This is a genomic window from Erwinia sp. E602 (assembly GCF_018141005.1).
In the GTDB taxonomy this organism is placed as follows: Bacteria; Pseudomonadota; Gammaproteobacteria; order Enterobacterales; family Enterobacteriaceae; genus Erwinia.
Map to the genome: position 1 here is coordinate 1,051,922 of NZ_CP046582.1, position 24,222 is coordinate 1,076,143.

Genomic DNA, 24,222 nt, shown 5'->3' on the forward strand with positions numbered 1-24,222 from the left:
GCCCTTTGCTTACCATCAGTTTTCTGACTCTTTCTCACCGCTTTATGGATATCCGATGCGTTCTCTGGCCACTCTTCTCCCTGTTGTCGCTTTACTCTCTGCCTGCAGCAGCCAGCCGAAACCGGCCACCGCTGAACCGACGGGTAACCCGTTTAAAGGTAACGGCGGCTTCCTGCTGCAGCCTTCGCACAGCGGTAGCGTGCTGGGCGGCGACTTTGCCGATAACCAGGCCGCCAACGCCTTTATTGATAATATGGTGCGCAAGCACGGCTTTGAGCGCCAGCAGCTGCATGACGTGCTGGCGCAGGCGAAAAACCTCGACTTTGTGCTGCGGCTGATGGACAAGCAGGCTCCAACCGCCCAGGGACCGACCGGCCCGAACGGCGCCTGGCTGCGCTATCGCGGCAAATTTATCACCCCGGATAACGTGCAGAACGGCGTGGCGTTCTGGAGCCAGTATCAGGATGCGCTGCAGCGCGCGCAGCAGACCTACGGCGTGCCGCCGGAAATTATCGTCGGCATTATCGGCGTGGAGACGCGCTGGGGGCGGGTGATGGGCAAAACGCGCATCATCGACGCGCTGGCCACGCTGGCCTTTAACTACCCGCGCCGCGCCGCCTACTTCAGCGGCGAGCTGGAAACCTTCCTGCTGATGGCGCGCACCGAAGGCGACGATCCGCTGGATCTGCGCGGATCGTTCGCCGGCGCGATGGGCTACGGCCAGTTTATGCCGTCGGCGTTTAAAGAGTACGCGGTGGACTTCAACGGTGACGGCCATATCAACCTGTGGGACCCGGTCGACGCTATCGGCAGCGTGGCGCACTACTTCCAGGCGCACGGCTGGGTAACCGGCGGCACGGTAGCGGTAATGGCTAACGGCCAGGCACCGGGCATGGAGAGCGGCTTCAAAACCCGATACAGCGTCTCCTCGCTGGCGGCGGCGGGGCTGTCGCCACAGATCCCGCTGGATAATAACCAGCAGGTCAGCCTGCTCAAGTTTGACGTCGGCACCAGCTACCAGTACTGGTACGGTTTACCGAACTTCTACGCCATTACCCGTTATAACCACAGCAATCACTATGCGATGGCGGTATGGCAGCTGGGTGAGGCGGTAGGGCGCGCACGTCAGGGGCAGTAAGCGGCAAAACCTTGTTGCATTTCGCTGAGTTATCGCGGTGACAGACGGGCTACACTTAGCCCGTCTGTTCTGACATTCAATGAGGCACAATGAAAGACTGGAACCCCGATCTCTACCGGCAGTTCGAAGCGGAGCGTACGCGCCCGGCTGAAGAACTGCTCAGGCGCATCCCTCTTACTCAGATTAATCACGCCACCGATCTCGGCTGCGGCCCCGGCAACAGCACCGAGCTGCTGCATCGCGCCTGGCCCTCTGCGCAGATCACCGGGCTGGACAGCTCGCAGGCGATGATCGACCAGGCGCGGCAGCGGCTGCCCGGCTGTCGCTTCGAGCTGGCCGATATCCGCAGCTGGCAGGCGCGGCCCGCCCAGGATGTGATTTATGCCAACGCCTCGCTGCAGTGGCTGACCGATCACCCGGTGCTGCTGCCGCACCTGGTGGCACAGCTGGCCCCCGGCGGCGTGCTGGCGGTGCAGATGCCGGATAACCTTGACCAGCCCACCCACAGCCTGATGCGTGATGTCGCAGCGCGCCCGGCGTGGCAGGAGAAAATCCCGCCGTCCGCCGCCGACCGCAAGCGGCTGCTCAGCACCGAAACCTACTACGATCTGCTGACCGCCGCCGGCTGCCGGGTGGATATCTGGCGCACCACCTATTACCACGTGATGCCTTCGGCGGCGGCGGTGGTTGACTGGCTGCGCGCCACCGGGTTGCGGCCTTACCTCGCCGCGCTCAGCGAGGCGGAACAGGCGCAGTACCTGGCCGAGTATCAGGCGGAAATTGAGCGCGCGCTGCCGCCGCGCCAGGACGGTAACCGGCTGATGGCCTTCCCGCGCCTGTTTATGGTGGCGCAGAAAGCCGGTTAACCGTTCTGACGGGATGGCAACCGTCTAGTGCCTTTCCTGCGTCTGCGCAGGATACGCGGCGGGTTAACCATTGTCGTTCAGTGTTCAACGGGGATGGCAGCCGGCTGGTGCCTTTCCTGCGTCTGCGCAGGATACGCGGCGGGTTAACCGATGTCGTTCACCGTTCAACGGGGAGGGCAACCGGCTGATGGCCTTCCCCCATCTGTAGCGGATATGCGCGCATTCACCGTTTATCTTACCGGCCTGCTGCTTTGTGCACCGTACCTTGAGAAAAATGTCCCTGCGCCGTAACCGCCCGTACTGCCGCTGAAGGCGCACCGCAAAATCTGCTTTCTCTGCACCGCCGGCCGGGGAAAGGTGCTACTCTTTCGCTCTTCACGTTCGGCAGGAGGGAGAGCATGACCGATAACGAATTAAACCAACTGAGCGCCCGTCTGGGCCAGCGGCTGCAGGCCGAAGGTGCCAGCGTCACCGCGGCGGAATCCTGCACCGGTGGCTGGATCGCCAAGGTGCTGACCGACATCGCCGGCAGCTCGGCCTGGTTCCAGCGCGGCTTTGTCACCTACAGCAACGAAGCCAAGCAGCAGATGATCGGCGTCAGCGCCGCTGCGCTGGCGGAGCACGGCGCGGTGAGCGAAGCGGTGGTGCGTGAGATGGCACAGGGCGCGCTGCAGGCGGCAGGCGCGGATTACGCGCTCTCGGTTAGCGGCATCGCCGGGCCGGACGGCGGCAGCGATGAAAAACCGGTCGGTACCGTCTGGTTTGGTTTCGCCAGCGCCAGCGGGGAGGTGAGGGCAGAGCGCCGCCGGTTTAGCGGCGACCGTGAGGCGGTTCGTCGCCAGGCCACCGCCCACGCGCTACAGACGCTGCTCGACCACCTTTCTGCAAAATAGAGCTTGATACTGTATGACCATACAGTATAATTAACGCATATTTTTGAACCAAAGCAGCGCCCGCGTATGCTTTACCCGCACGATCAGGAGTAGAAATGGCTATCGACGAAAACAAGCAAAAAGCACTGGCAGCAGCGCTCGGCCAGATTGAAAAGCAGTTTGGCAAAGGTACCATCATGCGCCTGGGTGAAGACCGTACGATGGATGTTGAAACCATCTCTACCGGTTCTTTATCCCTCGATATCGCGCTGGGCGCCGGCGGCCTGCCGATGGGCCGTATCGTTGAGATCTACGGCCCGGAATCTTCCGGTAAAACCACGCTGACCCTGCAGGTGATCGCCGCGGCACAGCGTAAAGGCAAAACCTGTGCCTTTATCGACGCCGAGCACGCCCTTGACCCGGTCTACGCCAAGAAGCTGGGCGTGGACATCGACAACCTGCTCTGCTCCCAGCCGGATACCGGTGAGCAGGCGCTGGAGATCTGTGATGCACTGGCGCGTTCTGGCGCGGTAGACGTGATCATCGTTGACTCCGTAGCGGCGCTGACGCCAAAAGCGGAAATCGAAGGCGAAATCGGTGACTCACATATGGGCCTGGCGGCGCGTATGATGAGCCAGGCGATGCGTAAGCTGGCCGGTAACCTGAAAAACTCCAACACTCTGCTGATCTTTATCAACCAGATCCGCATGAAGATCGGTGTGATGTTCGGTAACCCGGAAACCACCACCGGCGGTAACGCGCTGAAGTTCTACGCCTCCGTGCGCCTGGATATCCGCCGTATCGGCGCGATCAAAGAGGGCGACGAAGTGGTGGGCAGCGAAACCCGCGTGAAAGTGGTTAAAAACAAAATCGCTGCGCCGTTTAAGCAGGCTGAGTTCCAGATCATGTACGGCGAAGGCATTAACACCCTCGGCGAACTGGTGGACCTGGGCGTTAAGCACAAGCTGATCGAGAAAGCCGGTGCCTGGTACAGCTACAACGGTGACAAAATTGGTCAGGGTAAGGCTAACGCCTCTAACTTCCTGAAAGAGAACCCGGCGCTGGCGAACGAGCTGGACACCAAGCTGCGTGCGATGCTGCTGGGTAACCAGGACGACAAGCCTGACTTCGTTCCGGCTCCGCACGAAGCGGATGCAGGCAGCGAAAAAGAAGAAGACTTCTGATCCCTGGCGTGCTTATCAGCCGGTAAGCTGAGAGCCGCAGGCTGATAACCCAGATGAAAAGGAACGGTAACCCCGTTCCTTTTTTTATGGCTCAGGCTGGCCCGCAAACCCACGCTTACCCTTATGGTACCGGGATGCTACGCCATGACGCCGGATCCCCCTCTTTATCGCACCGGGTTACCACGCCATGACGCCGGATACCCGCCTTATCTGTCGAAAAACGGCTGCTTCCGCCGGCTTGCCGTGATTTCTCCTCGCCAGGATTTTGCCCCGGCGTTACCCTTACCTCATTCACCGGCCTCAACACAGGGGAATACCCAATGTCAGACTCCACCGCACGAAACCGACAGACCAAACTGCTGGAGCGGGCCACGCGTATTCTGGCCATGCGCGATCACAGCGAAAGCGAGTTCCGCCGTAAGCTGGTGATCTCAACCGAACGCGCCGCGCAGTTTGCAAAGCAGGAGACGCCGCCGGAACCGCTGAGCAGCGAGGAGATCGACCAGGTGGTGGCCTGGTGCTATCAGCACAACTGGCTGGACGACGCTCGCTTTGCCGAACGCTACCTGAGCTCGCGCAGCCGTAAGGGCTATGGGCCGCAGCGCATCCGCCTGGAACTGGGGCAGCGCGGGGTGGCGAAAGAGCTGATTGAACAGGCGATGTTTGCGGCGGAAATCGACTGGGCGCGCCAGGCGTTTGTGCTGGCGGAACGCAAGTTTGGCCTGCCTTTTCCCACCGACTGGAAGGAAAAGGCCAAAGTGCAGCGTTATCTGATGAGCAAAGGCTTCTTTAGCGAGGATATCCGCGCTATTTTCGCAAATTTTGACGATTGACCCGCAATGGGATTTTACTTCCCCCGGAAGAAAATTTATCTTATTCACCACTTTTTGTTCGTGCGTCGCCGTTGCCGGCAGCAATACCGGGCCGCCCAGACCACGAAACGTTCTTTAGCGTGATTCCAGGACAAATATGAGCAAGAGCACTGCGGAGATTCGTCAAGCGTTTCTCGACTTTTTCCAGAGTAAGGGACATCAGGTTGTAGCCAGTAGCTCCCTCGTCCCGCACAACGACCCGACGCTGCTGTTTACCAACGCCGGGATGAACCAGTTTAAAGACGTTTTCTTAGGCCAGGACAAGCGCAACTACTCGCGTGCCACCACCTCGCAGCGCTGCGTGCGCGCCGGCGGTAAGCATAACGATCTGGAAAACGTCGGCTATACCGCGCGTCACCACACCTTCTTTGAAATGCTGGGCAACTTCAGCTTTGGTGACTACTTCAAGCCTGAAGCGATCGCCTACGCGTGGGAACTGCTGACCAGCCCTGAGTGGTTCGGCCTGCCGAAAGAGAAACTGTGGGTGACCGTCTACGAGACCGATGACGAAGCCTACGACATCTGGGAACAGAAGATCGGCGTGCCGCGCGAGCGCATTATCCGCATCGGCGACAACAAGGGCGGCGCTTACGCCTCCGATAACTTCTGGCAGATGGGCGATACCGGCCCGTGCGGCCCGTGCTCTGAGATCTTCTTTGACCACGGCGACCACATCTGGGGAGGCCCGCCGGGCAGCCCGGAAGAGGATGGCGACCGCTATATCGAGATCTGGAACATCGTCTTTATGCAGTTCAACCGTCAGTCTGACGGCACCATGCAGCCGCTGCCGAAGCCATCGGTGGATACCGGTATGGGCCTTGAGCGTATCTCGGCGGTGCTGCAGCATGTGAACTCTAACTACGAGATCGACCTGTTCGCTAAGCTGATTAAAGCGGTGGCCGCGGCGACCGGCGCGACCGACCTCAGCAACAAATCCCTGCGGGTGATTGCTGACCACATCCGTTCCTGTGCCTTCCTGATCGCCGACGGCGTGATCCCGTCAAGCGAGAGCCGTGGCTACGTGCTGCGCCGCATCATTCGCCGCGCGGTGCGTCATGGCAATATGCTGGGCGCACAGGGTGCCTTCTTCTGGAAGCTGGTTGCCCCGCTGATTGAAGTGATGGGTGCTGCAGGAGAAGAGCTGCAGCGTCAGCAGGCGCAGGTTGAGCAGATTCTGAAAACCGAAGAAGAGCAGTTTGCCAAAACCCTTGAGCGCGGTCTGGCGCTGCTGGATGACGAGCTGGCGAACCTGCAGGGCGATACCCTCGACGGTGACACCGTGTTCCGCCTGTACGACACCTTTGGTTTCCCGGTCGATCTGACCGCTGACGTGTGCCGCGAGCGCGATCTGAAAATCGACGAAGCCGGCTTTGAACGCGCCATGGAGCAGCAGCGCCAGCGTGCCCGTGACGCCAGCGGCTTTGGTGCCGATTACAGCAACGTGATCCGTCTTGACGCAGCCACCGACTTCAAAGGCTACGAGCAGCAGGCGCTGACCGACGCTACGGTGACCGCCATCTTCGTTAACGGCGAAGCCGCTGATGAAATCAGCGCCGGTCAGGAAGGCGTGGTGGTGCTGGACGAAACGCCGTTCTACGGTGAGTCGGGCGGCCAGGTGGGCGATACCGGTGAACTGAGCGCCGGTAACGTCAGCTTCACGGTGACCGATACCCAAAAGTATGCCAAAGCGTTCGGCCATATCGGTAAGGTGAACAGCGGTACGCTGCGCGTGGGCGATCGCGTCGCAGCAACGATCGACGAACAGCGTCGTGGCCGTATTCGCCTGAACCACTCGGCGACCCACCTGCTGCACGAGGCGTTACGCCAGGTGCTGGGTGAGCACGTCGGTCAGAAAGGCTCGCTGGTTAATGATAAGTACCTGCGCTTTGACTTCTCGCATTTCGAAGCGATGAAGCCGCAGGAACTGCGTCAGGTTGAGGATATCGTCAACGCGCAGATCCGACGTAACCTGGCGATTGAAACCCAGGTGATGGATCTGGAAGAGGCGAAAGCGAAGGGCGCGATGGCGCTGTTCGGCGAGAAATATGAGGACCGCGTGCGCGTGGTGGGCATGGAAGACTTCTCTACCGAGCTGTGCGGCGGTATTCACGCCAACCGGACCGGTGATATCGGCCTGTTCCGCATCCTTTCTGAGTCAGGCACCGCCGCCGGCGTGCGCCGTATTGAAGCGGTGACCGGCGCGGGCGCGCTGGCCCAGGTGGTCGGCCAGAGCGAGCAGCTGCAGGATATTGCGCAGCTGGTAAAAGCCAACAGCAGCAACCTGAATGAAAAAGTTCGCGCGCTGCTCGACCATACCCGCGCACTGGAAAAAGAGCTGCAGCAGTTGAAAGATCAGCAGGCGGCGAAGGACAGTGCTTCACTGAGCAGCCAGGCGATCGCGCTGAAAGGCACCAGACTGTTGGTCAGCGCGCTGAACAACGTCGAGCCTAAGATGCTGCGTACCATGGTGGACGATCTGAAAAATCAGCTCGGCTCTGCGGTGATTGTGCTGGCAACGGTGGCCGACGGTAAGGTTTCTCTGATTGCCGGGGTGACCAAAGATCTGACCGATCGCGTTAAGGCCGGCGAGCTGGTGGGCGAACTGGCCCAGCAGGTTGGCGGTAAAGGCGGTGGTCGTCCGGATATGGCTCAGGCGGGTGGCACAGATGCTCAGGCACTGCCTGCGGCGCTGGCCGGCGTTGAGTCGTGGGTGGCAGCAAAACTGTAAGACAATAATGAAGTACCGTGACAGAGGGCCGGAGACGCGTGCTCCGGCGCTTTGGTAACGCGGTACGCCCGGTAATCATAAAGTCAGGTTGACGGTGGGCTTTTCGGCTAAACTAAATATCAGCAGAATGTATTGGCAAGCAGGTGCACAAATGGTGTATTTGTCATAGTCTACATTTCGCGTTATATGATGGATAATGCCGGGGTACAGTTGACCCGACTCTTTTAATCTTTCAAGGAGCAAAGAATGCTTATTCTAACTCGTCGAGTTGGTGAGACCCTCATGATCGGTGATGAGGTGACTGTAACTGTGCTGGGTGTTAAAGGTAACCAGGTTCGTATCGGTGTGAACGCCCCTAAGGAAGTTTCGGTGCATCGCGAAGAAATTTATCAACGTATTCAGGCCGAAAAAACTCAGCCATCGAGTTACTAACGGATCCTGCGCCTCGCTCCCGGCAGCGAGGCGCAACCGCTTTTCCTGCTTTCTCCACTTTACTCAGAAACCTCTCCCCTGGCTCCAAAGTTCCAAATCCGCTGTTTCTTTTTAATCGTGTATCGCTTTCCCTGACTCAGAACGCCGCTGGCACGGTTAACGCAGCTAAAGGCATCGCTGAGGCCATGCTATCGCTGCCTGGGACATTGCTGGAGGGCAGGGGGCAGGGTCGGCCGTTGGCGGGCAGATCGCCGGGTCGCCGTGAACACGGTCCCTGTGGGCTCGGACGGCGCATCCCTGCGCCGTACGCCCGGCTAACCTGTCCCCCCAACGGCCTCCCTCTAAGCTACTGAGTTGCTGTGCATAAAACATAAAAACCGTTCGATGCTGAATTTGGTTACTGGTTACTGGTTACTGGTTACTGGTTACTGGTTACTGAGTGCAGAGTGCAGAGTGCAGAGTGCAGAGTGACCGGATGGCACGATGTCGTTTTAAGGCAGCAACACGGCTCTTGAGGGCAATCGGAGGGGATCCGGGTTAGCGGACCGTCGGGCACACGGACGTGCCCGGCCGAGCGCAGGGATGGTGTAGCGGGTCCGCGTTCCGGAACCCCTCCGATAAGCCGGGTACAGATTCTGCAGCGAACCTGTTCAGGGCTCTGTAGCCTCGTGCAAAGGACAGCGCTTCTTGCCCTGAGGCTGGATGGTGTAGCGGGTCCGCGTTCCGGAACCCCTCCGATAAGCCGGGTACAGATTCTGCAGCGAACCTGTTCAGGGCTCTGTAGCCTCGTGCAAAGGACAGCGCTTCTTGCCCTGAGGCTGGATGGTGTAGGGGGGCCGCGTTCCGGAGCCCCTCCGATAAGCCGGATGCAGATTCTGCAGCGAACCATCTTTATCTGCCGCCATTAGCCGGTGTTAACACTGGATTGCCTGTTTTTTCCGCGATTCAGCAGCGGTGACTGATAATTACCGTACATTGGGGGTCTGTATTCGGCTCTTTTTAATCGGAAAGGGGCCGCAAACCGGATTTTCTTTATCAGGATTTTGCGGCGGATAACGCACTGTTGCTGTTGATAAATCACCCTTTTTGTTCTCTAAGTCGCCATTTTGCGTGGCTTTTGTGCAAACAAACGCATTTGATTAAAAAAGCCTGAGAAATTGTTTGACTTACAACGCCCAGAAAGTAATATGTGCGCCACGCAGTGCCGATGAGCAGAAACAACGTTCTGAAGCACAACTCGAAAGAGTGCTAGTGGTGAGGTGGCCGAGAGGCTGAAGGCGCTCCCCTGCTAAGGGAGTATGCGGTCAAAAGCTGCATCCGGGGTTCGAATCCCCGCCTCACCGCCATTTTGCATCCATAGCTCAGCTGGATAGAGTACTCGGCTACGAACCGAGCGGTCGGAGGTTCGAATCCTCCTGGATGCACCATCTTCTTTCAGTGTGGCATTAGCGGCACTGAGTTTGGGGTAGTACCGATACAGCGTTAGCAGCCCTGTATCACGGTGAGTAGTCAGCACCCTGTGTAATACAAGAATTAGCGATGCATCCATAGCTCAGCTGGATAGAGTACTCGGCTACGAACCGAGCGGTCGGAGGTTCGAATCCTCCTGGATGCACCATCTTTCGAAGTACTGGTAGCAACCTCTACGGTTTAACCTTTCTCCGCAAGTGGCAGTGATTTTCTTCAGTATCTCCTCAGGTTTGTCGCATTATCTCCCTTATAGCTTTACCAAATAGCTTTACCGACGCATCCATAGCTCAGCTGGATAGAGTACTCGGCTACGAACCGAGCGGTCGGAGGTTCGAATCCTCCTGGATGCACCATATTTTAGAAGTTTGGCAGCAACCTTGTTCTGGCAGAAAGCAGTAGTGTCAAAGCCAGCACAAAGGAGGATAACGTTGCTTCAGCAACGGCCCGCAGGGCGAGGCAAAGCCGAGTCATCCTCCTGGGTGCACCATATTTTAGAAGTTTGGCAGCTCTTACAGGCTTAAATGCAAGTCATTCTAATCTGCTCGCAGTACCCCCTCAGCAGTACCCAATGCATCCATAGCTCAGCTGGATAGAGTACTCGGCTACGAACCGAGCGGTCGGAGGTTCGAATCCTCCTGGATGCACCATATTACTCAAAGACCTTCGCGACCTTGTACTGGGATATTGCAGTTTATCGCAGCCAGCCACCGTGCGAGGCGAAGCCGAGTCATCCTCCTGGATGCACCATACTGTCTCTGTCTCTGTCTCTGTCTCTGTTATCTTCCTGCTTCACTATTCTTCATCATCGCTTTGTTCATGCATTTTCCTCATTTTCTTCCGTCAGGCTAAATCCCTATACTATTCATGGCATTTGCGGATCCATGCTGACAGCGACATTTTCAGTGCTTTACGCTAAAGTGTGGTTTCCTCAATCAGGATGGGTAAGAGAATGTACGATGCTTACGATGGCTTGATCTTCGATATGGATGGCACCATCCTGGATACCGAGCCCACACACCGTAAAGCCTGGCATCAGGTGCTGGCACACTACGATATGACCTTTGATGACCAGTTGGTGATTGGCCTGAACGGCTCCCCCACCTGGCATATCGCTAAGGTGCTGATTGACAGCCACCAGCGCGATCTCGATCCTTATCGGCTGGCCGATGAGAAAAACGCGCTGCTGAAAACTATGCTGTACGACAGCGTGCAGCCGCTGCCGTTAATCGAGGTGGTAAAAGCCTATAAAGGGCGTCGCCCGATGGCGGTAGGCACCGGCAGCGAGCACGCCATGGCGGTCGCGCTGTTGCAGCACCTCGGCCTGCTTGACCATTTTGATGCGATTGTTGGCGCAGATGATGTTAAACGTCATAAGCCACAACCTGATACATTTCTGCGTTGCGCCGAATTGATCGGCGTGCCGCCGTCGCGCTGCGTGGTGTTTGAAGATGCTGATTTCGGCCTGCAGGCCGCGCGGGCGGCAGGTATGGACGTGGTTGACGTTCGTCTGCTGTGAGTGACTGGCTCTACGCGTCAATGTTCGTCAGCAGTTTTCTTAGCGCCACGCTGCTGCCCGGCGGTTCCGAGGCGGTGCTGGTTGGGCTGCTGCTGGCGGGTAAAGCCTCAGCCGTTGGTCTGGTCGTCACCGCCGCACTGGGCAATACCCTTGGCGGCTTAACCAACGTGGTTATTGGCCGTCTGCTGCCGTTAAAGCAGCAGGGGCGCTGGCATGCCACCGCGCTGGTCTGGCTACGGCGGTTGGGGCCTGCGGCGCTGCTTTTAAGCTGGTTGCCGCTGGTCGGCGACCTGCTGTGCGTGCTGGCCGGCTGGCTGCGGTTCGCCTGGCTGCCGGTGGTGATTTTCCTCGCCGTCGGCAAAACGCTGCGTTACGTCTTGCTGGCAACGGCAACATTACAGGGCATGGAGTGGTGGCACTGATTCGCCCTCAGGCGAGGCCACGATGAATATGATGCTTAACAATAATAAATTTTCTCCGAGCGGGAGGTCGATTTGATCCCGGATGTATCACAGGCGCTAACCTGGCTTCAGGCCCATCCTGATGCACTTAAAGGCATTGGTCGCGGTATTGAGCGCGAGACCCTGCGCGTCAGGCCCGATGGCCACCTTGCCACCACCGGCCACCCGACTTCTCTCGGCTCGGCGCTGACCCATAAGTGGATCACCACCGACTTCGCCGAAGCGTTGTTAGAATTTATCACCCCGGTCGATCGCGATATCGATCGCCTGCTGGCCTTCCTTCGCGACGTTCATCGCCATACCCTGCGCGAACTGGGCGACGAGCGGTTGTGGCCGATGAGCATGCCGTGCCTGATTGAGCCGGGGCAGGATATCGAACTGGCGCAGTACGGCAGCTCCAATATCGGTCAGATGAAGACGCTGTACCGTCAGGGGTTAAAAAACCGCTATGGTGCGCTGATGCAGGTGATTTCAGGCGTACATTACAACTTCTCGCTCCCGCTGTCGTTCTGGCAGGCGTGGGCGGGTGTTGAGGATGCGGAGAGCGGCAAAGACGCTATCTCCGACGGTTACCTGCGGCTGATCCGCAACTACTACCGTTTCGGTTGGGTGATCCCCTATCTGTTCGGCGCATCGCCGGCGATTTGCTCCTCGTTCCTGCAGGGCAAAGAGAGTTCACTGCCGTTCGAACGCAGTGAAAGCGGCATGCTGTCGCTGCCGTATGCCACTTCGCTGCGCTTAAGCGATCTGGGCTATACCAATAAGGCGCAGAGCGGGCTGAATATCACCTTCAACAACCTGCCTGACTACATCACCGCCCTTAAGGCGGCGATCAAAACCCCGTCGGCAGAGTTTGCTTCGATGGGCGTGAAGGATGAGCAGGGCAACTGGCTGCAGCTGAACGCCAACGTGCTGCAGATTGAGAACGAGCTGTATGCGCCGATCCGCGCCAAGCGCGTGACCCGTTCCGGCGAAGCTCCGTCCGATGCGCTGCTGCGCGGCGGCATCGAATACATTGAAGTTCGCTCGCTGGATATCAACCCGTTCTCACCGATCGGCGTTGATGCTAACCAGGCGCGCTTCCTCGATCTGTTCCTGATCTGGTGTGCGCTGGCAGAGGCCCCGGAGATGAACAGCGATGAGCTGGCCTGCACGCGCCACAACTGGAATCGGGTGATTCTGGAAGGGCGCAAGCCGGGGCAGACCATTGGCATGGGCTGTGAAGCGGCCCAGCAGCCGCTGGCCGACGTCGGTAAAGCGCTGTTCCGCGATCTGCACAGGGTAGCGGTGACGCTCGACAGCCAGAACGGTGAGCATCACTATCAGGAAGTGTGCGATCGCCTGGCGGCCTCTTTTGACGATCCGGAACTGACCTACTCCGCGCGCTTTATGCAGTCGCTGAAGGATAACGGCATCGCTGGCACCGGCATGGCGCTGGCCGAGCAGTATCGTCAGCAGCTGCTGCAGGAGCCGCTGGAAATTCTGAGCGAAGAGCAGTTTAGCGACGAAGCGCGGCGTTCGGTAGTGAAGCAGCGGGAGATCGAAGAGAGTGATACGCTGAGCCTGGAAGAGTTTCTGAAGGATAAAGGCTAGCGCCAAAAGAAAAAGGCCACATCACTGTGGCCAAATTAACATCTCTGTTGTCAGGGATGATGATAACAAATGCGCGTCTTTCATATATTCAGACGCGCGGTAACAGAAAAAGTTTCACTGTTTCTAAAATAAATTCATTCGTTGAGGTAACAACATGCCATTGCTGGATAGCTTTACCGTAGATCACACCATCATGGCCGCTCCTGCTGTCCGTGTCGCGAAGACCATGAACACCCCTGCCGGCGATACCATCACCGTGTTTGACCTGCGTTTCTGCCGGCCGAACAAGGAGATCCTCTCAGAGCGCGGTATCCACACTCTGGAGCATCTGTTTGCCGGCTTTATGCGCGATCACCTGAACGGCGACGGCGTGGAGATCATCGACATCTCGCCGATGGGCTGCCGTACCGGTTTCTATATGAGCCTGATCGGCGTTCCGGCGGAAGATCGCGTGGCGAAAGCCTGGAAAGCGGCGATGCAGGACGTGCTGAAAGTGGCCAGCCAGGATCAGATCCCTGAGCTGAACGAATACCAGTGCGGCAGCTACCAGCTGCACTCGCTGGACGAAGCCAAGGCCATTGCGCAGAACGTTATCGACAACCCGATCGGCGTTAACCGTAATGAAGATCTGGCGCTGCCGGCTGAAAAGCTGAAAACGCTGCAGATCTAGCGTCAGTGATGTGAATCTGTTAGCAGCAGGAAGGCGGCCACTGGCCGCCTTCTTTTTTACGTCTGAACGCCCGGCAGAACAGCGAGCGGGGCAGGGGTTATGAACCGATCGACTCCTTCAGCGGCTTCTGTGGCGTGATCCGCACCTGCTTAATCATATTGTCCTGCACGTCGAGAATATCAATCGCGTAGTGGTCGATCTGCAACTGGGTGTTGGGCTGTGGAATGTCCTGCAGCGCCTCCTGCACCATACCGTTGATGGTGCGGGCGTCCTCGGCGGGCAGCGTCCAGTTGAACACCTTATTCAGCTCGCGCACGTTGGCGCTGCCTTCGATCAGCACCGAGCCGTCATTCTGCGGCATCACTTCCTCGGCCAGCGTCGGTGACATTGAGGTGGTGAAATCACCGACGATCTCTTCGAGAATGTCTTCGATAGTGACCAGCCCCTTGATATCGCCATACTCGTCGATCACCAGGCCGACCTTCTCCTTATTGCGCTGGAATTTCACCAGCTGCACGTTGAGCGGGGTGTTTTCCGGCACAAAGTAGATCTCATCAGCGGCGCGCAGCATCACCTCTTTGGTGAACTCTTTTTTCTCGTTCATCAGGCGCCAGGCCTCACGTACGCGCAGCATGCTGATGGCGTCATCCAGCGATTCGCGGTACAGCACGATACGCCCGTGCGGTGAGTGGGTCAGCTGACGGACGATGGATTTCCAGTCGTCGTTGATGTTGATGCCAACAATTTCATTACGCGGCACCATAATCTGCTCAACGTCGACCTTCTCCAGGTCGAGCACTGACAGCAGCATGTCCTGATTGCGCCGTGACATCAGCGAGCGTGACTCATAAACGATGGTGCGCAGCTCCTCTTTGCTCAGCGCCGAGCTGGCGGAGCCGTCGGTTTTAATCCCCACCATGCGCATCAGCATGCGGGTAATGGTATTCAGCAGCCACACCAGCGGCAGCATCACCACCTGCAGCGGCCCGAGCAGCACGCTGCTGGGGAAAGCGACCTTTTCCGGGTAGAGCGCGGCGATAGTCTTCGGCAGCACTTCGGCAAACACCAGCACCAGGAAGGTCAGAATACCGGTAGCAATCGCTACCCCGGCGTCGCCGTACAGGCGCATACCGACGATGGTGCCAATCGCAGATGCGAGGATATTGACCAGGTTATTGCCGATCAGTACCAGGCTGATCAGCCGGTCGGGGCGGCGCAGCAGCTTCTCAACGCGCCGCGCCGCGCGGTCGCCGTTTTTAGCCTGATGACGCAGCTTGTAGCGGTTAAGCGTCATCATGCCGGTTTCAGAACCGGAGAAGTATGCGGAAACCAGGATCATGATAACCAGCGTCACGATCAGGGTGGTCGTTGAGATATGTTCCAAGGGAAATCCTTGCAGGCCAGGTCAGTGAAGTAAAACGTGCTGCAGCATCCGGCTGCCGAAATAGGCCATGGTCAACAGGAAGGCACCACCACAGTTGAACCACACCACGCGGCGACCGCGCCAGCCTTCATGATAGTGGCCCCACAACAGTACGATGTACAGGAACCAGGCGAGAATCGACAGTACTGCTTTATCGATATTTTCACGCGCAAACAGGTCCTGCAGGAAGAACAACCCGGTACAAAGCACCAGGGTCAGCAGCACCACGCCAATCTGGGTGATGTGGAACATCTTGCGCTCGATGGTCATCAGCGGCGGGATGTCGCTGGTGAACGCCAGCCGTTTGGTCTTCAGCAGCCAGTCAATCCACGCCAGCTGCAGCGCATACAGAGCGGCAATGATCAGCGTAGCGTAGGCAAACAGCGCCAGCCCGATATGGATCATCATGCCCGGGGTGGCCTCCAGGTGGGTGATAAAGGCGTTGGGCACAAAGGAGGCAAACGCCAGGTTAATCAGCGCAAAGGTATAGATCACCGGCAGCAGGATCCAGCCGCGGTTGCGCGACGCCACAATGGTCATGATCGCGCAGATCAGCAGGCTGACCAGCGAGCCGATGTTCAGCAGGCTGAGGTTCTGCCCGCCGTCCAGCGCAAAGATACGCTGCTGCAGCGCCACGGCATGACAGACCAGCGCCACCGTGGCGGAGAGAACGGCCAGACGACGCCAGGTGCCGTTGTTACGCAGCAGGCTGGGGATAATCAGGGCAAGGCTGGATGAGTAGGCAAACAGCGCCAGAATCGCAAAAACGGACATAAATGTTGTCAGTACCGGCTATGACTGAGAAAAAAAACAGTATAGCGCCAGCGGCAGCTTGCTCCAAACGATCTGATGGTAAATGGTTACGATCTCCGGCGCGTTACGCAAAGCGGGCAGGGATGGGCAGCGAGGTAAGCAATTGCGGGACACAGCCCTGGGGGATCATGCTATAATCCGCGCAATTTGTGTCGCCCCGGCGGCCTCTCATTACGTTGAGCGAGAGACGATGTTTGATAATTTAACCGATCGATTGTCGCAGACCCTGCGCAATATCAGCGGCCGCGGCAGGCTGACTGAAGACAATATTAAAGACACGCTGCGTGAAGTGCGCATGGCGCTGCTGGAGGCGGATGTTGCGCTGCCGGTGGTACGTGAGTTTATCAATCGCGTGAAAGAGCGTGCCGTAGGCCATGACGTCAATAAAAGCCTCACCCCGGGCCAGGAGTTCGTTAAGATCGTTAAAAACGAACTGGTCGCGGCAATGGGGGAAGAGAACAATACGCTGAACCTCGCCGCGCAGCCGCCAGCGGTGGTGCTGATGGCGGGCCTGCAGGGTGCCGGTAAAACGACCAGCGTCGGTAAGCTCGGTAAGTTCCTGCGCGAAAAGCACAAGAAAAAGGTGCTGGTGGTTTCCGCCGACGTCTATCGCCCGGCGGCAATCCGCCAGCTGGAAACGCTGGCCGAACAGGTTGGCGTGGATTTCTGCCCGTCCGACCTCAGCCAGAAGCCGGTCGACATCGTTAAAAACGCCCTGCAACAGGCGAAGCTGAAGTTCTATGACGTGCTGCTGGTGGATACCGCCGGTCGTCTGCACGTCGACGAAGCGATGATGGACGAGATCAAACAGGTTCACGCCGCGATTAATCCGGTGGAAACGCTGTTTGTGGTCGATGCGATGACCGGCCAGGATGCCGCGAATACCGCGAAGGCGTTTAACGAAGCGCTGCCGCTCACCGGTGTGGTTCTGACCAAAGTCGACGGTGACGCCCGCGGCGGTGCGGCGCTCTCCATTCGCCACATTACCGGCAAGCCGATCAAATTTATGGGCGTCGGTGAAAAGACCGAGGCCCTTGAGCCGTTCTATCCCGAGCGTATTGCTTCGCGTATCCTCGGCATGGGCGACATGCTGTCGCTGATCGAAGATATCGAAAGCAAGGTTGACCGCGCGCAGGCTGAGAAACTGGCCAGCAAGCTGAAAAAAGGCAACGGCTTCGACCTCAACGACTTCCTCGACCAGCTGAAGCAGATGCGTAACATGGGCGGCATGGCCAGCCTGATGGGCAAACTGCCGGGCATGGGTCAGCTGCCGGACAACGTTAAGTCGCAGATGGACGACAAAGTGCTGGTGCGTATGGAAGCGATGATCAACTCGATGACGCGCAAAGAGCGCGAAAAACCGGAGATCATCAAAGGTTCCCGCAAACGTCGTATCGCCACCGGTTCCGGTATGCAGGTGCAGGACGTTAACCGCCTGCTTAAGCAGTTTGACGATATGCAGCGCATGATGAAAAAGATGAAAAATGGCGGTATGGCGAAGATGATGCGCGGCATGAAAGGTATGATGCCGCCAGGCTTCCCGGGCCGTTAAGCCAGCCTGGAGGCGGATAAGCGATTTAGGTTGCTTTTTGCGCCAAAAAGAGTAAAATTTTCGGGCTTTTTATATTGCATCCGGGCCCCGTTCCCTCAATGGGGCCCGGCTGTTTTATTAACTAAAGAGGATGTTATGGTAACAATTCGTTTGGCACGTCACGGCGCTAAAAAGCGTCCGTTCTATCAGGTAGTCGTCACCGACAGCCGCAATGCACGTAACGGCCGCTTCATCGAGCGCGTAGGCTTCTTCAACCCGATCGCTTCTGGTCAGGCTGAGCCACTGCGTCTGGATCTGGACCGTATTGAGCACTGGGTTGGCCAGGGCGCAACCCTGTCTGATCGCGTTAACGCGCTGATCAAACAAGCTAAGAAAGCAGCTTAATCTGTCACGGTGGTCAACATGAGCAAGCAACTCACCTCGCAGCCTCCCGCTAACCCGCTTGTGCTGGGTAAGATGGGCTCGGCCTACGGTATCCGTGGTTGGCTCAAAGTGTTTTCCTCCACCGAAGACGCCGAAAGCATTTTTGACTATCAGCCGTGGTTTATCCAGCGGGCGGGTCAATGGCAGCGTGTCGAGCTGGAAGGCTGGAAACGCCACAATCAGGACATGATCATCAAAGTCAAAGGCATTGACGATCGTGACGCCGCGGGTCTGCTGACTAATTGCGAAATTGTCGTGGATTCAGAGCAGCTGCCACAGCTGGATAACGGCGACTACTACTGGAAAGACCTGATGGGCTGCCAGGTAGTCACCACTGAAGGCTATGAGCTGGGCAAAATCATCGATTTGATGGAAACCGGTTCTAACGACGTTCTCGTCGTGAAGGCAAACCTGAAAGATGCATTCGGTGCACAGGAACGGCTGATCCCGTTCCTTGATGAACAGGTTATCAAGAATGTCGATCTCACTACCCGTATCATTACGGTAGATTGGGATCCTGGTTTTTGAGCTCCGAACTGAGCGGTAATACTCCGGCGCAAAGCATGTGGATTGGCATAATCAGCCTGTTTCCCGAAATGTTTCGCGCAATTACCGATTACGGAGTCACCGGCCGGGCAGTAAAAAATGGCCTGCTCAGCATCCAGAGCTGGAGTCCTCGTGACTTCGCTCATGATCGGCACCGTACCGTGGACGAACGTCCTTACGGCGGCGGACCGGGGATGCTAATGATGGTTCAACCCTTACGGGATGCCATCCACGCAGCAAAAGCGGCGGCAGGAGAAGGTGCTAAGGTGATTTATCTGTCACCTCAGGGGCGCAAACTCGATCAAGGTGGAGTGAGCGAACTGGCGACTAACCCGAAGTTAATTCTGGTGTGCGGTCGTTATGAAGGGATTGATGAGCGCGTGATCAAAACCGAAATCGATGAAGAGTGGTCGATCGGTGATTACGTTCTTAGCGGTGGCGAGCTGCCAGCGATGACGCTGATTGACTCGGTCTCCCGGTTAATTCCGGGCGTACTGGGTAAACAGGCGTCGGCCGAAGAGGATTCGTTCTCAGACGGCTTGCTGGACTGCCCACACTACACCCGCCCTGAAGTGTTGGAAGGGATGGAAGTACCGCCAGTTCTGCTGTCGGGCAACCATGCTGATATTCGCCGCTGGCGCCTGAAACAGTCGCTGGGCCGTACCTGGCTTAGAAGACCTGAACTTCTGGAAAACCTGGCTCTGACTGAAGAGCAAGCAAAGTTGCTGAACGCGTTCCAACGGGAACACGTCAGTCAACAAAACGATGATACGACTGGCCAGGCACCGAGCCTGCCGTCCTAACTATCAGTTTACCCAGGATAAGAGATTTAATTATGAGCAACATTATCAAGCAAATCGAGCAAGAGCAGCTGAAGCAGGACGTACCTTCATTCCGTCCGGGTGATTCCGTGGAAGTGAAAGTATGGGTTGTGGAAGGTGCTAAGAAGCGTCTGCAGGCATTCGAGGGCGTGGTTATCGCTATTCGTAACCGCGGTCTGCACTCTGCATTTACTGTTCGTAAGATTTCCAACGGCGAAGGTGTTGAGCGTGTCTTCCAGACTCACTCACCGGTAATCGACAGCATTACCGTTAAACGTCGTGGCGCTGTGCGTAAAGCCAAACTGTACTACCTGCGTGAGCGTACCGGTAAGTCTGCACGTATCAAAGAACGTCTGGGCGCTTAAGCGACATCTGATAGTTAATAATCAAGGGGCTGACCGAAAGGTTGGCCCCTTTTTTTTTGCGGCCGGACATGAAAACCGCAGAAAATGCCGTCAGCCGCTGATAATCGGATTCATAAAGCGGCCAAAGCGAGTATGGTTGTGAATATCATCACATTTCCCAGGAAATCCCCTATGCCTTACCAGGCCGGTCCCGCTACCGGCGTGTCGATGAAGATCGGCGCAGCCCTGACCTCCACGCTGATGATGGCCTGCGTTAAAGGCCTCGACGGCACCATCCCCGTCGGCGAAGTGATCTTCTTCCGTTCTTCTGTGGCGCTAATCCCGCTGTTTATCTGGCTGTGGTGCCAGGGGCGAATTATTGACGGCATCCGCACGCGCAATATTAAAGGGCACGTGGTGCGCGGCCTGGCCGGCACCGGCGGGCTCTACTTCAGCTACCTCGCCTTGCTCTATCTCTCGCTGACCGACGTGACCGCAATTAACTACGCGGCACCGATGATTACGGTGATCATGGCGGCCATCTTCCTGCGCGAAAAGGTGAAGCTGCACCGCTGGGTGGCGGTGATTGCCGGCTTCTCCGGCATTCTGGTAATGCTTTCCGGACATCTGTTCTTTGGCCGCAGCGGGTCCCTGAGCAGCGTCAGCTGGCAGTCGGTGCTGGGCATGAGCCTGGCGTTGCTGGCGGCGGTGTGCATTGCGGCAGCCTCGATTCAGATCCGCTACCTTAACGGTAAAGAACAGCCCGGCGCGATCGCCTTCTGGTTTGCCATCACGACAACCATCACCTCACTGTTCACGCTGGGATTTGGCTGGACGGTGCCTGATCTTAACCAGCTGTTGCTGTTGCTGGGCTGCGGTCTGCTCGGCGGCGTTACGCAGATCCTGATGACCCTAAGCCTGCGTTATGCCGACGCCTCGCTGCTGGCACCTTTTGACTATACCACGCTGGTCTGGTCGGTATTTCTGGGCTACCTGTTCTGGGACACGCTGCCGGAATCGGTCACCATCGCGGGCGCCTGCCTGGTGGTGGCCGGTGGCGCATTTTCGATGGTTTTCGAACGGCGTCAGCGGCGGATTGTTTCCCCGGCCAGCATGAGCGGCTAACGTTTAACGGCACAATCCTGTACACCGGGCCGATCGACGATCGGCCTTTTTATTGCCTGGAAAATGGACGAATTACGAAAATTTTACCCATTTTCAGTCACTCAGCAGGTTTGCTAATCATGACGAATGGGTTTTTGAATGTTAGGATATTTCTTAATTAAAGTTAAGTGACAGAACCTGGCACGACAGCGCCACGCGGGTGGCCGGGGCTAAAGAGGCGTCATGGCGATAAAGTGGCGGGTGAGTTTACTGATTCTGCTGAGTGCGGCCAGCCTGCCGCTCAGAAGCGAAGTGCACCCTGCGGCAGCCGATCCGGTCTTAGCGGCTGGAGTGCGGCAAACCGTCGCCGGGATCATCAGCTACACCCGCTGGCCGCATCTGAAGGGGGTGCCGCGGCTGTGTGTGTTTCGCTCCGCTACCTATGCGGCGGCGCTGGACGGCATCGACGCCGGCCCCGACCTTTGGCAGGCGATCCCGGTGGCGGATGTCAATCAGGCACTCGCCGAACAGTGTGATGCACTCTATTTTGGCCAGGAGTCGCAGCGGCAGCAGCTGGAGGCGATCGGCGCCTATCTGCCGCGTCCGTTACTGACCATTGCCGAGCAGGCCGCGGACTGCTCGGCAGGCAGCGCTTTCTGCCTTAAGTTTACCGATGACCGGGTCGGTTTCTCGGTCAATCTCGACTCGCTAAGTCGAAGCGGCGTTCGGGTGCATCCCGATGTATTAATGCTGGCATCTGCAGGGAGCAACCGACATGGCTAAACGCAACATCCGCAGGCCCACCTTCAGAAGTACGCTGATTCGCATCAGCGCGATCAGCGTGGTCACGACGCTTATCATCGCCTGGCTGTTTATCTCTGCCACCTCGCTGCTTTCACTGCGCCAGTATGCGGAGAAGAATCTGCAGCTGCTGGCCAGCACCGTCAGCCACAGCGTGGAGGCGGCGGTGGTGTTTCGCGACGCTCATGCGGCGCGGGATACGCTGGCCCAGCTGGGCCGCCAGGGGCAGTTCGCGTCAGCGGTGGTCACCGACAGCGATGGCGAGGAGCTTGCGCGCTGGGCGTGGCCGGAGGAGCGGACGCAGCATATTGACCCGCTGGGGGAGATGGTCTCCCACTGGCTGTTCCCGCGGCCGGTTGAGCAGCCGATCGAGCATAACGGCCAGCGCATCGGCACGCTGACGCTGACCGGCGAAGACAGTACCGTCACCCGCTTTGTTTACCGCTCGCTGGCCGTATTAACCCTGTGCCTGCTGCTGGCCGCGCTGGTCGCGCTACTGATCACCCGTCGGCTGCATCGCGGGCTGGTTTCGGCCTTGCAGACCATTACCGGCGTGGTGCACGAGATCCGCGCCACCCGTCAGTTTTCCCGCCGGGTGCCGCCGTCGGCGATCAGTGAGCTGCACGCCTTTGGCGAAGACTTTAACAGCCTGCTGAATGAGATGGAGAAGTGGCAGCGGCGGGAGCAGCAGGAGAGAGACTCGCTGCTGCAGCGCGCCCTGCGCGATCCGTTAACCGGGCTGGCTAACCGTGCCGCCTTTACCAGCGCGCTGGATAGCGTGCTCAGCGACGCCGAACGTAAGCTGCGCACTGCCCTGTTGTTTATGGACGGTGACGGCTTTAAAAGCATCAACGACCGCTTTGGGCATGCCGCGGGGGACGAAGTGTTGCAGAGCATCGCTTCACGGCTCAGCGAGTGTGCCGGCAGCCGCCAGCTGGCCTGCCGCTTTGGCGGCGACGAGTTTGCGATGATCCTCGAAGGGTTGAACGATGAAGACGAGGTACAGGCGACGATCGCGGCGATCCATCTGCGGATGGAGGAACCGGTGGTGCTCAGCAGCGGCGTAGCGCTGGCGGTGCGGCTGAGCATCGGTTATGCCGTTGCCTGCCAGGCCGCCACGGCCGAGGCGCTGATGGAAGCGGCCGATCGCAGCATGTACAGCGAAAAGGAAAAACGCCGCCCGCGGGTGGCCTGATAACACAAGGAAAATGCAATGAACAAGCGAAACGGGTTTGCCGCGCTGGCGTTAGCGCTGCTGCTGGCCGGCTGCCAGTCAGCTCCTCAGGGAAAATTTACCGCGCAACAGGTTGCTGCGATGCGTGCACAGGGCTTTAACGAAGTGCCGGAGGGCTGGATGCTCGGCCTGTCCGAGAAGATCCTGTTTGGCAAAAACCAGGCCGAGCTGACCACACAAAGCGCCGCCATCGTGCAGCGCATGGCGGCGCAGCTCTCTGCCACCGGCCTGCGCCACGCACGCCTTGACGGGCACACCGATAACTACGGTGAGAAGGCTTATAACGAAGCGCTGTCGCTCAAACGCGCCAACGTGGTGGCCGATGCCTGGGCCCGCGGTGCCGGGATCCCACGCAGCAATCTGACCACTCGTGGGTTGGGTGACAGCAGCCCGGTGCAGAGCAACAAAACGGCGCAAGGCCGGGCTGAAAACCGCCGCGTGGCGGTGGTGATCAGCACCCCCTGACGGACACCCGCTCAGGTGTGACGGCCTGAGTCATCGGGCAGCCGCCCGGCGCGGCGCATAAAACTTCGCGACAGCGCCGACCAGCCCTGCTGGCCCTCGCCATGCGCCAGGCTTTCGATCTGCGCATCACGCAGCGCGCTGGCTAGCGGCTAGCCGCCTGCAGTAACGCCACCACCAGCGGCGAGAGTTCATTACGCAGCGCCGCCCGCTCCGACTGGAACAGGGTGGCGACAAAAAAGCGCTGGCCCGGCAGCTCGATGCCGCGCACGTCGCCGGCGCGATCGTGGGCGTTGATACGCAGCGCGTGACCGGAGAGCTCTGCCACGAAGTCCGGGTTAACGCCGTAGTTACAGTGGTAGCCTTCGGTAATTACCTCCTGGCCATAGATCGCGGCCAGCTGTGTGCCCGGGGTAATGACGATCTCACCGGTTTTTTCCACCAGAGAACAGCTGAGCGGGGCAATCACCAGGCGGCCGCTGCTGTCCGTCTCCGCATGCCCGGCATCCTGCCAGCCGAGCACGTTGCGGGCGTACTCGACCACCGCATACTGAAAACCGCCGCAGGAGCCGAGGAACGGCACGTCGTTTTCACGTGCGTAGGTAATCGCCATAAAGGCACCGTCATCGTGCTGGTATGGGCTGCCTGGCACCAGCCAGATAGCATCATATTCCTGCAATACGTCGGGGGCAGTAATGTCGGGGGTTGGCAGCCAGTGCGGGCTGACGTCGAGATTGAGCGAGCGGGCGGCCAGTTCTGTGGCCAGCGGGATGGCCTGATGCGCAACGGCATCGGCACGGTAGTCACCAACCAGAGCTAAACGAACGTGAAGCGTCATTTCAGTATCCTGTGCGGGTAAAAAAGGATGCTACTGTAAGGGCTGCTGGCTGGCAAGCG

Annotated in this window: 23 protein-coding genes and 5 tRNA genes; 25 read left to right on the forward strand and 3 right to left on the reverse strand. The window is 58.3% G+C overall.

From position 1 onward, the window contains the following. The first annotated feature begins 55 nt into the window (after positions 1-55). The 16 genes from mltB to luxS all read left to right on the forward strand — a co-directional run bounded on the left by mltB (position 56) and on the right by luxS (position 13,802). Complete coding sequence (gene mltB / locus GKQ23_RS06150) at positions 56-1,138, forward strand: lytic murein transglycosylase B (RefSeq protein WP_212410058.1); 1,083 nt, start codon at positions 56-58, stop codon at positions 1,136-1,138. Between the two features lie 89 nt (positions 1,139-1,227). Next, on the forward strand, positions 1,228-2,004 hold the full coding sequence (tam, locus tag GKQ23_RS06155; protein ID WP_212410059.1) for a trans-aconitate 2-methyltransferase: 777 nt from the start codon (positions 1,228-1,230) through the stop codon (positions 2,002-2,004). A 398-nt stretch (positions 2,005-2,402) separates the two neighbouring features. Further along, on the forward strand, positions 2,403-2,897 hold the full coding sequence (pncC, locus tag GKQ23_RS06160) for a nicotinamide-nucleotide amidase (RefSeq protein ID WP_212410060.1): 495 nt from the start codon (positions 2,403-2,405) through the stop codon (positions 2,895-2,897). 95 nt (positions 2,898-2,992) lie between these two features. Beyond that, complete coding sequence (gene recA / locus GKQ23_RS06165) at positions 2,993-4,060, forward strand: recombinase RecA (protein WP_056232201.1); 1,068 nt, start codon at positions 2,993-2,995, stop codon at positions 4,058-4,060. 320 nt (positions 4,061-4,380) lie between these two features. Continuing rightward, positions 4,381-4,893: a regulatory protein RecX gene (locus tag GKQ23_RS06170; RefSeq protein ID WP_056232206.1), complete on the forward strand. Its 513-nt coding sequence runs from the start codon at positions 4,381-4,383 to the stop codon at positions 4,891-4,893. 136 nt (positions 4,894-5,029) lie between these two features. Beyond that, the gene (alaS, locus tag GKQ23_RS06175; protein ID WP_056232209.1) at positions 5,030-7,660 is read left to right on the forward strand and encodes an alanine--tRNA ligase; all 2,631 of its coding nucleotides are present in this window, start codon (positions 5,030-5,032) and stop codon (positions 7,658-7,660) included. 246 nt (positions 7,661-7,906) lie between these two features. Next, positions 7,907-8,092 carry a carbon storage regulator CsrA gene (gene csrA / locus GKQ23_RS06180; RefSeq protein ID WP_072166264.1) on the forward strand — a complete coding sequence of 62 codons (186 nt, stop codon included), beginning with the start codon at positions 7,907-7,909 and terminating at the stop codon, positions 8,090-8,092. A gap of 1,253 nt (positions 8,093-9,345) precedes the next feature. Next, a tRNA-Ser gene (locus GKQ23_RS06185) sits at positions 9,346-9,438 on the forward strand. Between the two features lie 4 nt (positions 9,439-9,442). After that, a tRNA-Arg gene (locus GKQ23_RS06190) sits at positions 9,443-9,519 on the forward strand. A gap of 114 nt (positions 9,520-9,633) precedes the next feature. After that, a tRNA-Arg gene (locus tag GKQ23_RS06195) sits at positions 9,634-9,710 on the forward strand. 128 nt (positions 9,711-9,838) lie between these two features. Next, positions 9,839-9,915 (forward strand) — tRNA-Arg (locus GKQ23_RS06200). Between the two features lie 217 nt (positions 9,916-10,132). Then, positions 10,133-10,209 (forward strand) — tRNA-Arg (locus tag GKQ23_RS06205). A 302-nt stretch (positions 10,210-10,511) separates the two neighbouring features. Further along, positions 10,512-11,078: a fructose-1-phosphate/6-phosphogluconate phosphatase gene (gene yqaB / locus GKQ23_RS06210; RefSeq protein ID WP_056232215.1), complete on the forward strand. Its 567-nt coding sequence runs from the start codon at positions 10,512-10,514 to the stop codon at positions 11,076-11,078. After that, positions 11,075-11,500 carry a YqaA family protein gene (locus GKQ23_RS06215; protein WP_056232218.1) on the forward strand — a complete coding sequence of 142 codons (426 nt, stop codon included), beginning with the start codon at positions 11,075-11,077 and terminating at the stop codon, positions 11,498-11,500. The genes yqaB and GKQ23_RS06215 overlap by 4 nt, the downstream gene beginning before the upstream one ends. 72 nt (positions 11,501-11,572) lie before the next feature. After that, complete coding sequence (gene gshA / locus GKQ23_RS06220; protein WP_056232220.1) at positions 11,573-13,132, forward strand: glutamate--cysteine ligase; 1,560 nt, start codon at positions 11,573-11,575, stop codon at positions 13,130-13,132. 154 nt (positions 13,133-13,286) lie between these two features. Next, positions 13,287-13,802 (forward strand): S-ribosylhomocysteine lyase, encoded by a 516-nt coding sequence (luxS, locus tag GKQ23_RS06225; protein WP_056232225.1) that lies wholly within the window; start codon positions 13,287-13,289, stop codon positions 13,800-13,802. A 97-nt stretch (positions 13,803-13,899) separates the two neighbouring features. Here the strand turns inward: luxS and GKQ23_RS06230 are convergent, their stop codons facing one another. After that, positions 13,900-15,186 carry an HlyC/CorC family transporter gene (locus GKQ23_RS06230; RefSeq protein WP_101506629.1) on the reverse strand — a complete coding sequence of 429 codons (1,287 nt, stop codon included), beginning with the start codon at positions 15,184-15,186 and terminating at the stop codon, positions 13,900-13,902. 21 nt (positions 15,187-15,207) lie between these two features. Further along, entirely contained in the window at positions 15,208-15,999 is a 792-nt protein-coding gene (locus GKQ23_RS06235; protein ID WP_212410061.1) for an inner membrane protein YpjD, read from the reverse strand. A gap of 229 nt (positions 16,000-16,228) precedes the next feature. Here GKQ23_RS06235 and ffh point away from each other — a divergent pair, with 229 nt between their 5' ends. From ffh to GKQ23_RS06280, 9 genes are all read left to right on the forward strand, one after another. Further along, positions 16,229-17,590 carry a signal recognition particle protein gene (gene ffh, locus GKQ23_RS06240; RefSeq protein ID WP_056232233.1) on the forward strand — a complete coding sequence of 454 codons (1,362 nt, stop codon included), beginning with the start codon at positions 16,229-16,231 and terminating at the stop codon, positions 17,588-17,590. A gap of 135 nt (positions 17,591-17,725) precedes the next feature. After that, entirely contained in the window at positions 17,726-17,974 is a 249-nt protein-coding gene (gene rpsP / locus GKQ23_RS06245) for a 30S ribosomal protein S16 (protein WP_004155935.1), read from the forward strand. Between the two features lie 18 nt (positions 17,975-17,992). After that, positions 17,993-18,541: a ribosome maturation factor RimM gene (gene rimM / locus GKQ23_RS06250; RefSeq protein WP_056232236.1), complete on the forward strand. Its 549-nt coding sequence runs from the start codon at positions 17,993-17,995 to the stop codon at positions 18,539-18,541. A gap of 35 nt (positions 18,542-18,576) precedes the next feature. Next, the gene (trmD, locus tag GKQ23_RS06255) at positions 18,577-19,362 is read left to right on the forward strand and encodes a tRNA (guanosine(37)-N1)-methyltransferase TrmD (protein WP_212411602.1); all 786 of its coding nucleotides are present in this window, start codon (positions 18,577-18,579) and stop codon (positions 19,360-19,362) included. Between the two features lie 32 nt (positions 19,363-19,394). Continuing rightward, entirely contained in the window at positions 19,395-19,745 is a 351-nt protein-coding gene (gene rplS, locus GKQ23_RS06260; RefSeq protein WP_056232239.1) for a 50S ribosomal protein L19, read from the forward strand. Positions 19,746-19,916: 171 nt separating this feature from the next. Then, positions 19,917-20,849: a DMT family transporter gene (locus tag GKQ23_RS06265; RefSeq protein WP_212410062.1), complete on the forward strand. Its 933-nt coding sequence runs from the start codon at positions 19,917-19,919 to the stop codon at positions 20,847-20,849. 222 nt (positions 20,850-21,071) lie between these two features. After that, on the forward strand, positions 21,072-21,611 hold the full coding sequence (locus GKQ23_RS06270; RefSeq protein ID WP_072166266.1) for a YfiR family protein: 540 nt from the start codon (positions 21,072-21,074) through the stop codon (positions 21,609-21,611). Beyond that, a complete protein-coding gene (gene dgcN / locus GKQ23_RS06275; RefSeq protein ID WP_056232243.1) occupies positions 21,604-22,824 on the forward strand; it encodes a diguanylate cyclase DgcN in 1,221 nt (406 codons plus the stop codon). Before GKQ23_RS06270 ends, dgcN begins: the two co-directional genes overlap by 8 nt. A gap of 18 nt (positions 22,825-22,842) precedes the next feature. Further along, on the forward strand, positions 22,843-23,328 hold the full coding sequence (locus GKQ23_RS06280; RefSeq protein ID WP_212410063.1) for an OmpA family protein: 486 nt from the start codon (positions 22,843-22,845) through the stop codon (positions 23,326-23,328). A 142-nt stretch (positions 23,329-23,470) separates the two neighbouring features. On the opposite strand, the gene GKQ23_RS06285 is transcribed toward GKQ23_RS06280, so the two are convergent. Further along, positions 23,471-24,163 (reverse strand): CTP synthase, encoded by a 693-nt coding sequence (locus GKQ23_RS06285; protein ID WP_056232248.1) that lies wholly within the window; start codon positions 24,161-24,163, stop codon positions 23,471-23,473. Positions 24,164-24,222: the final 59 nt, after the last annotated feature.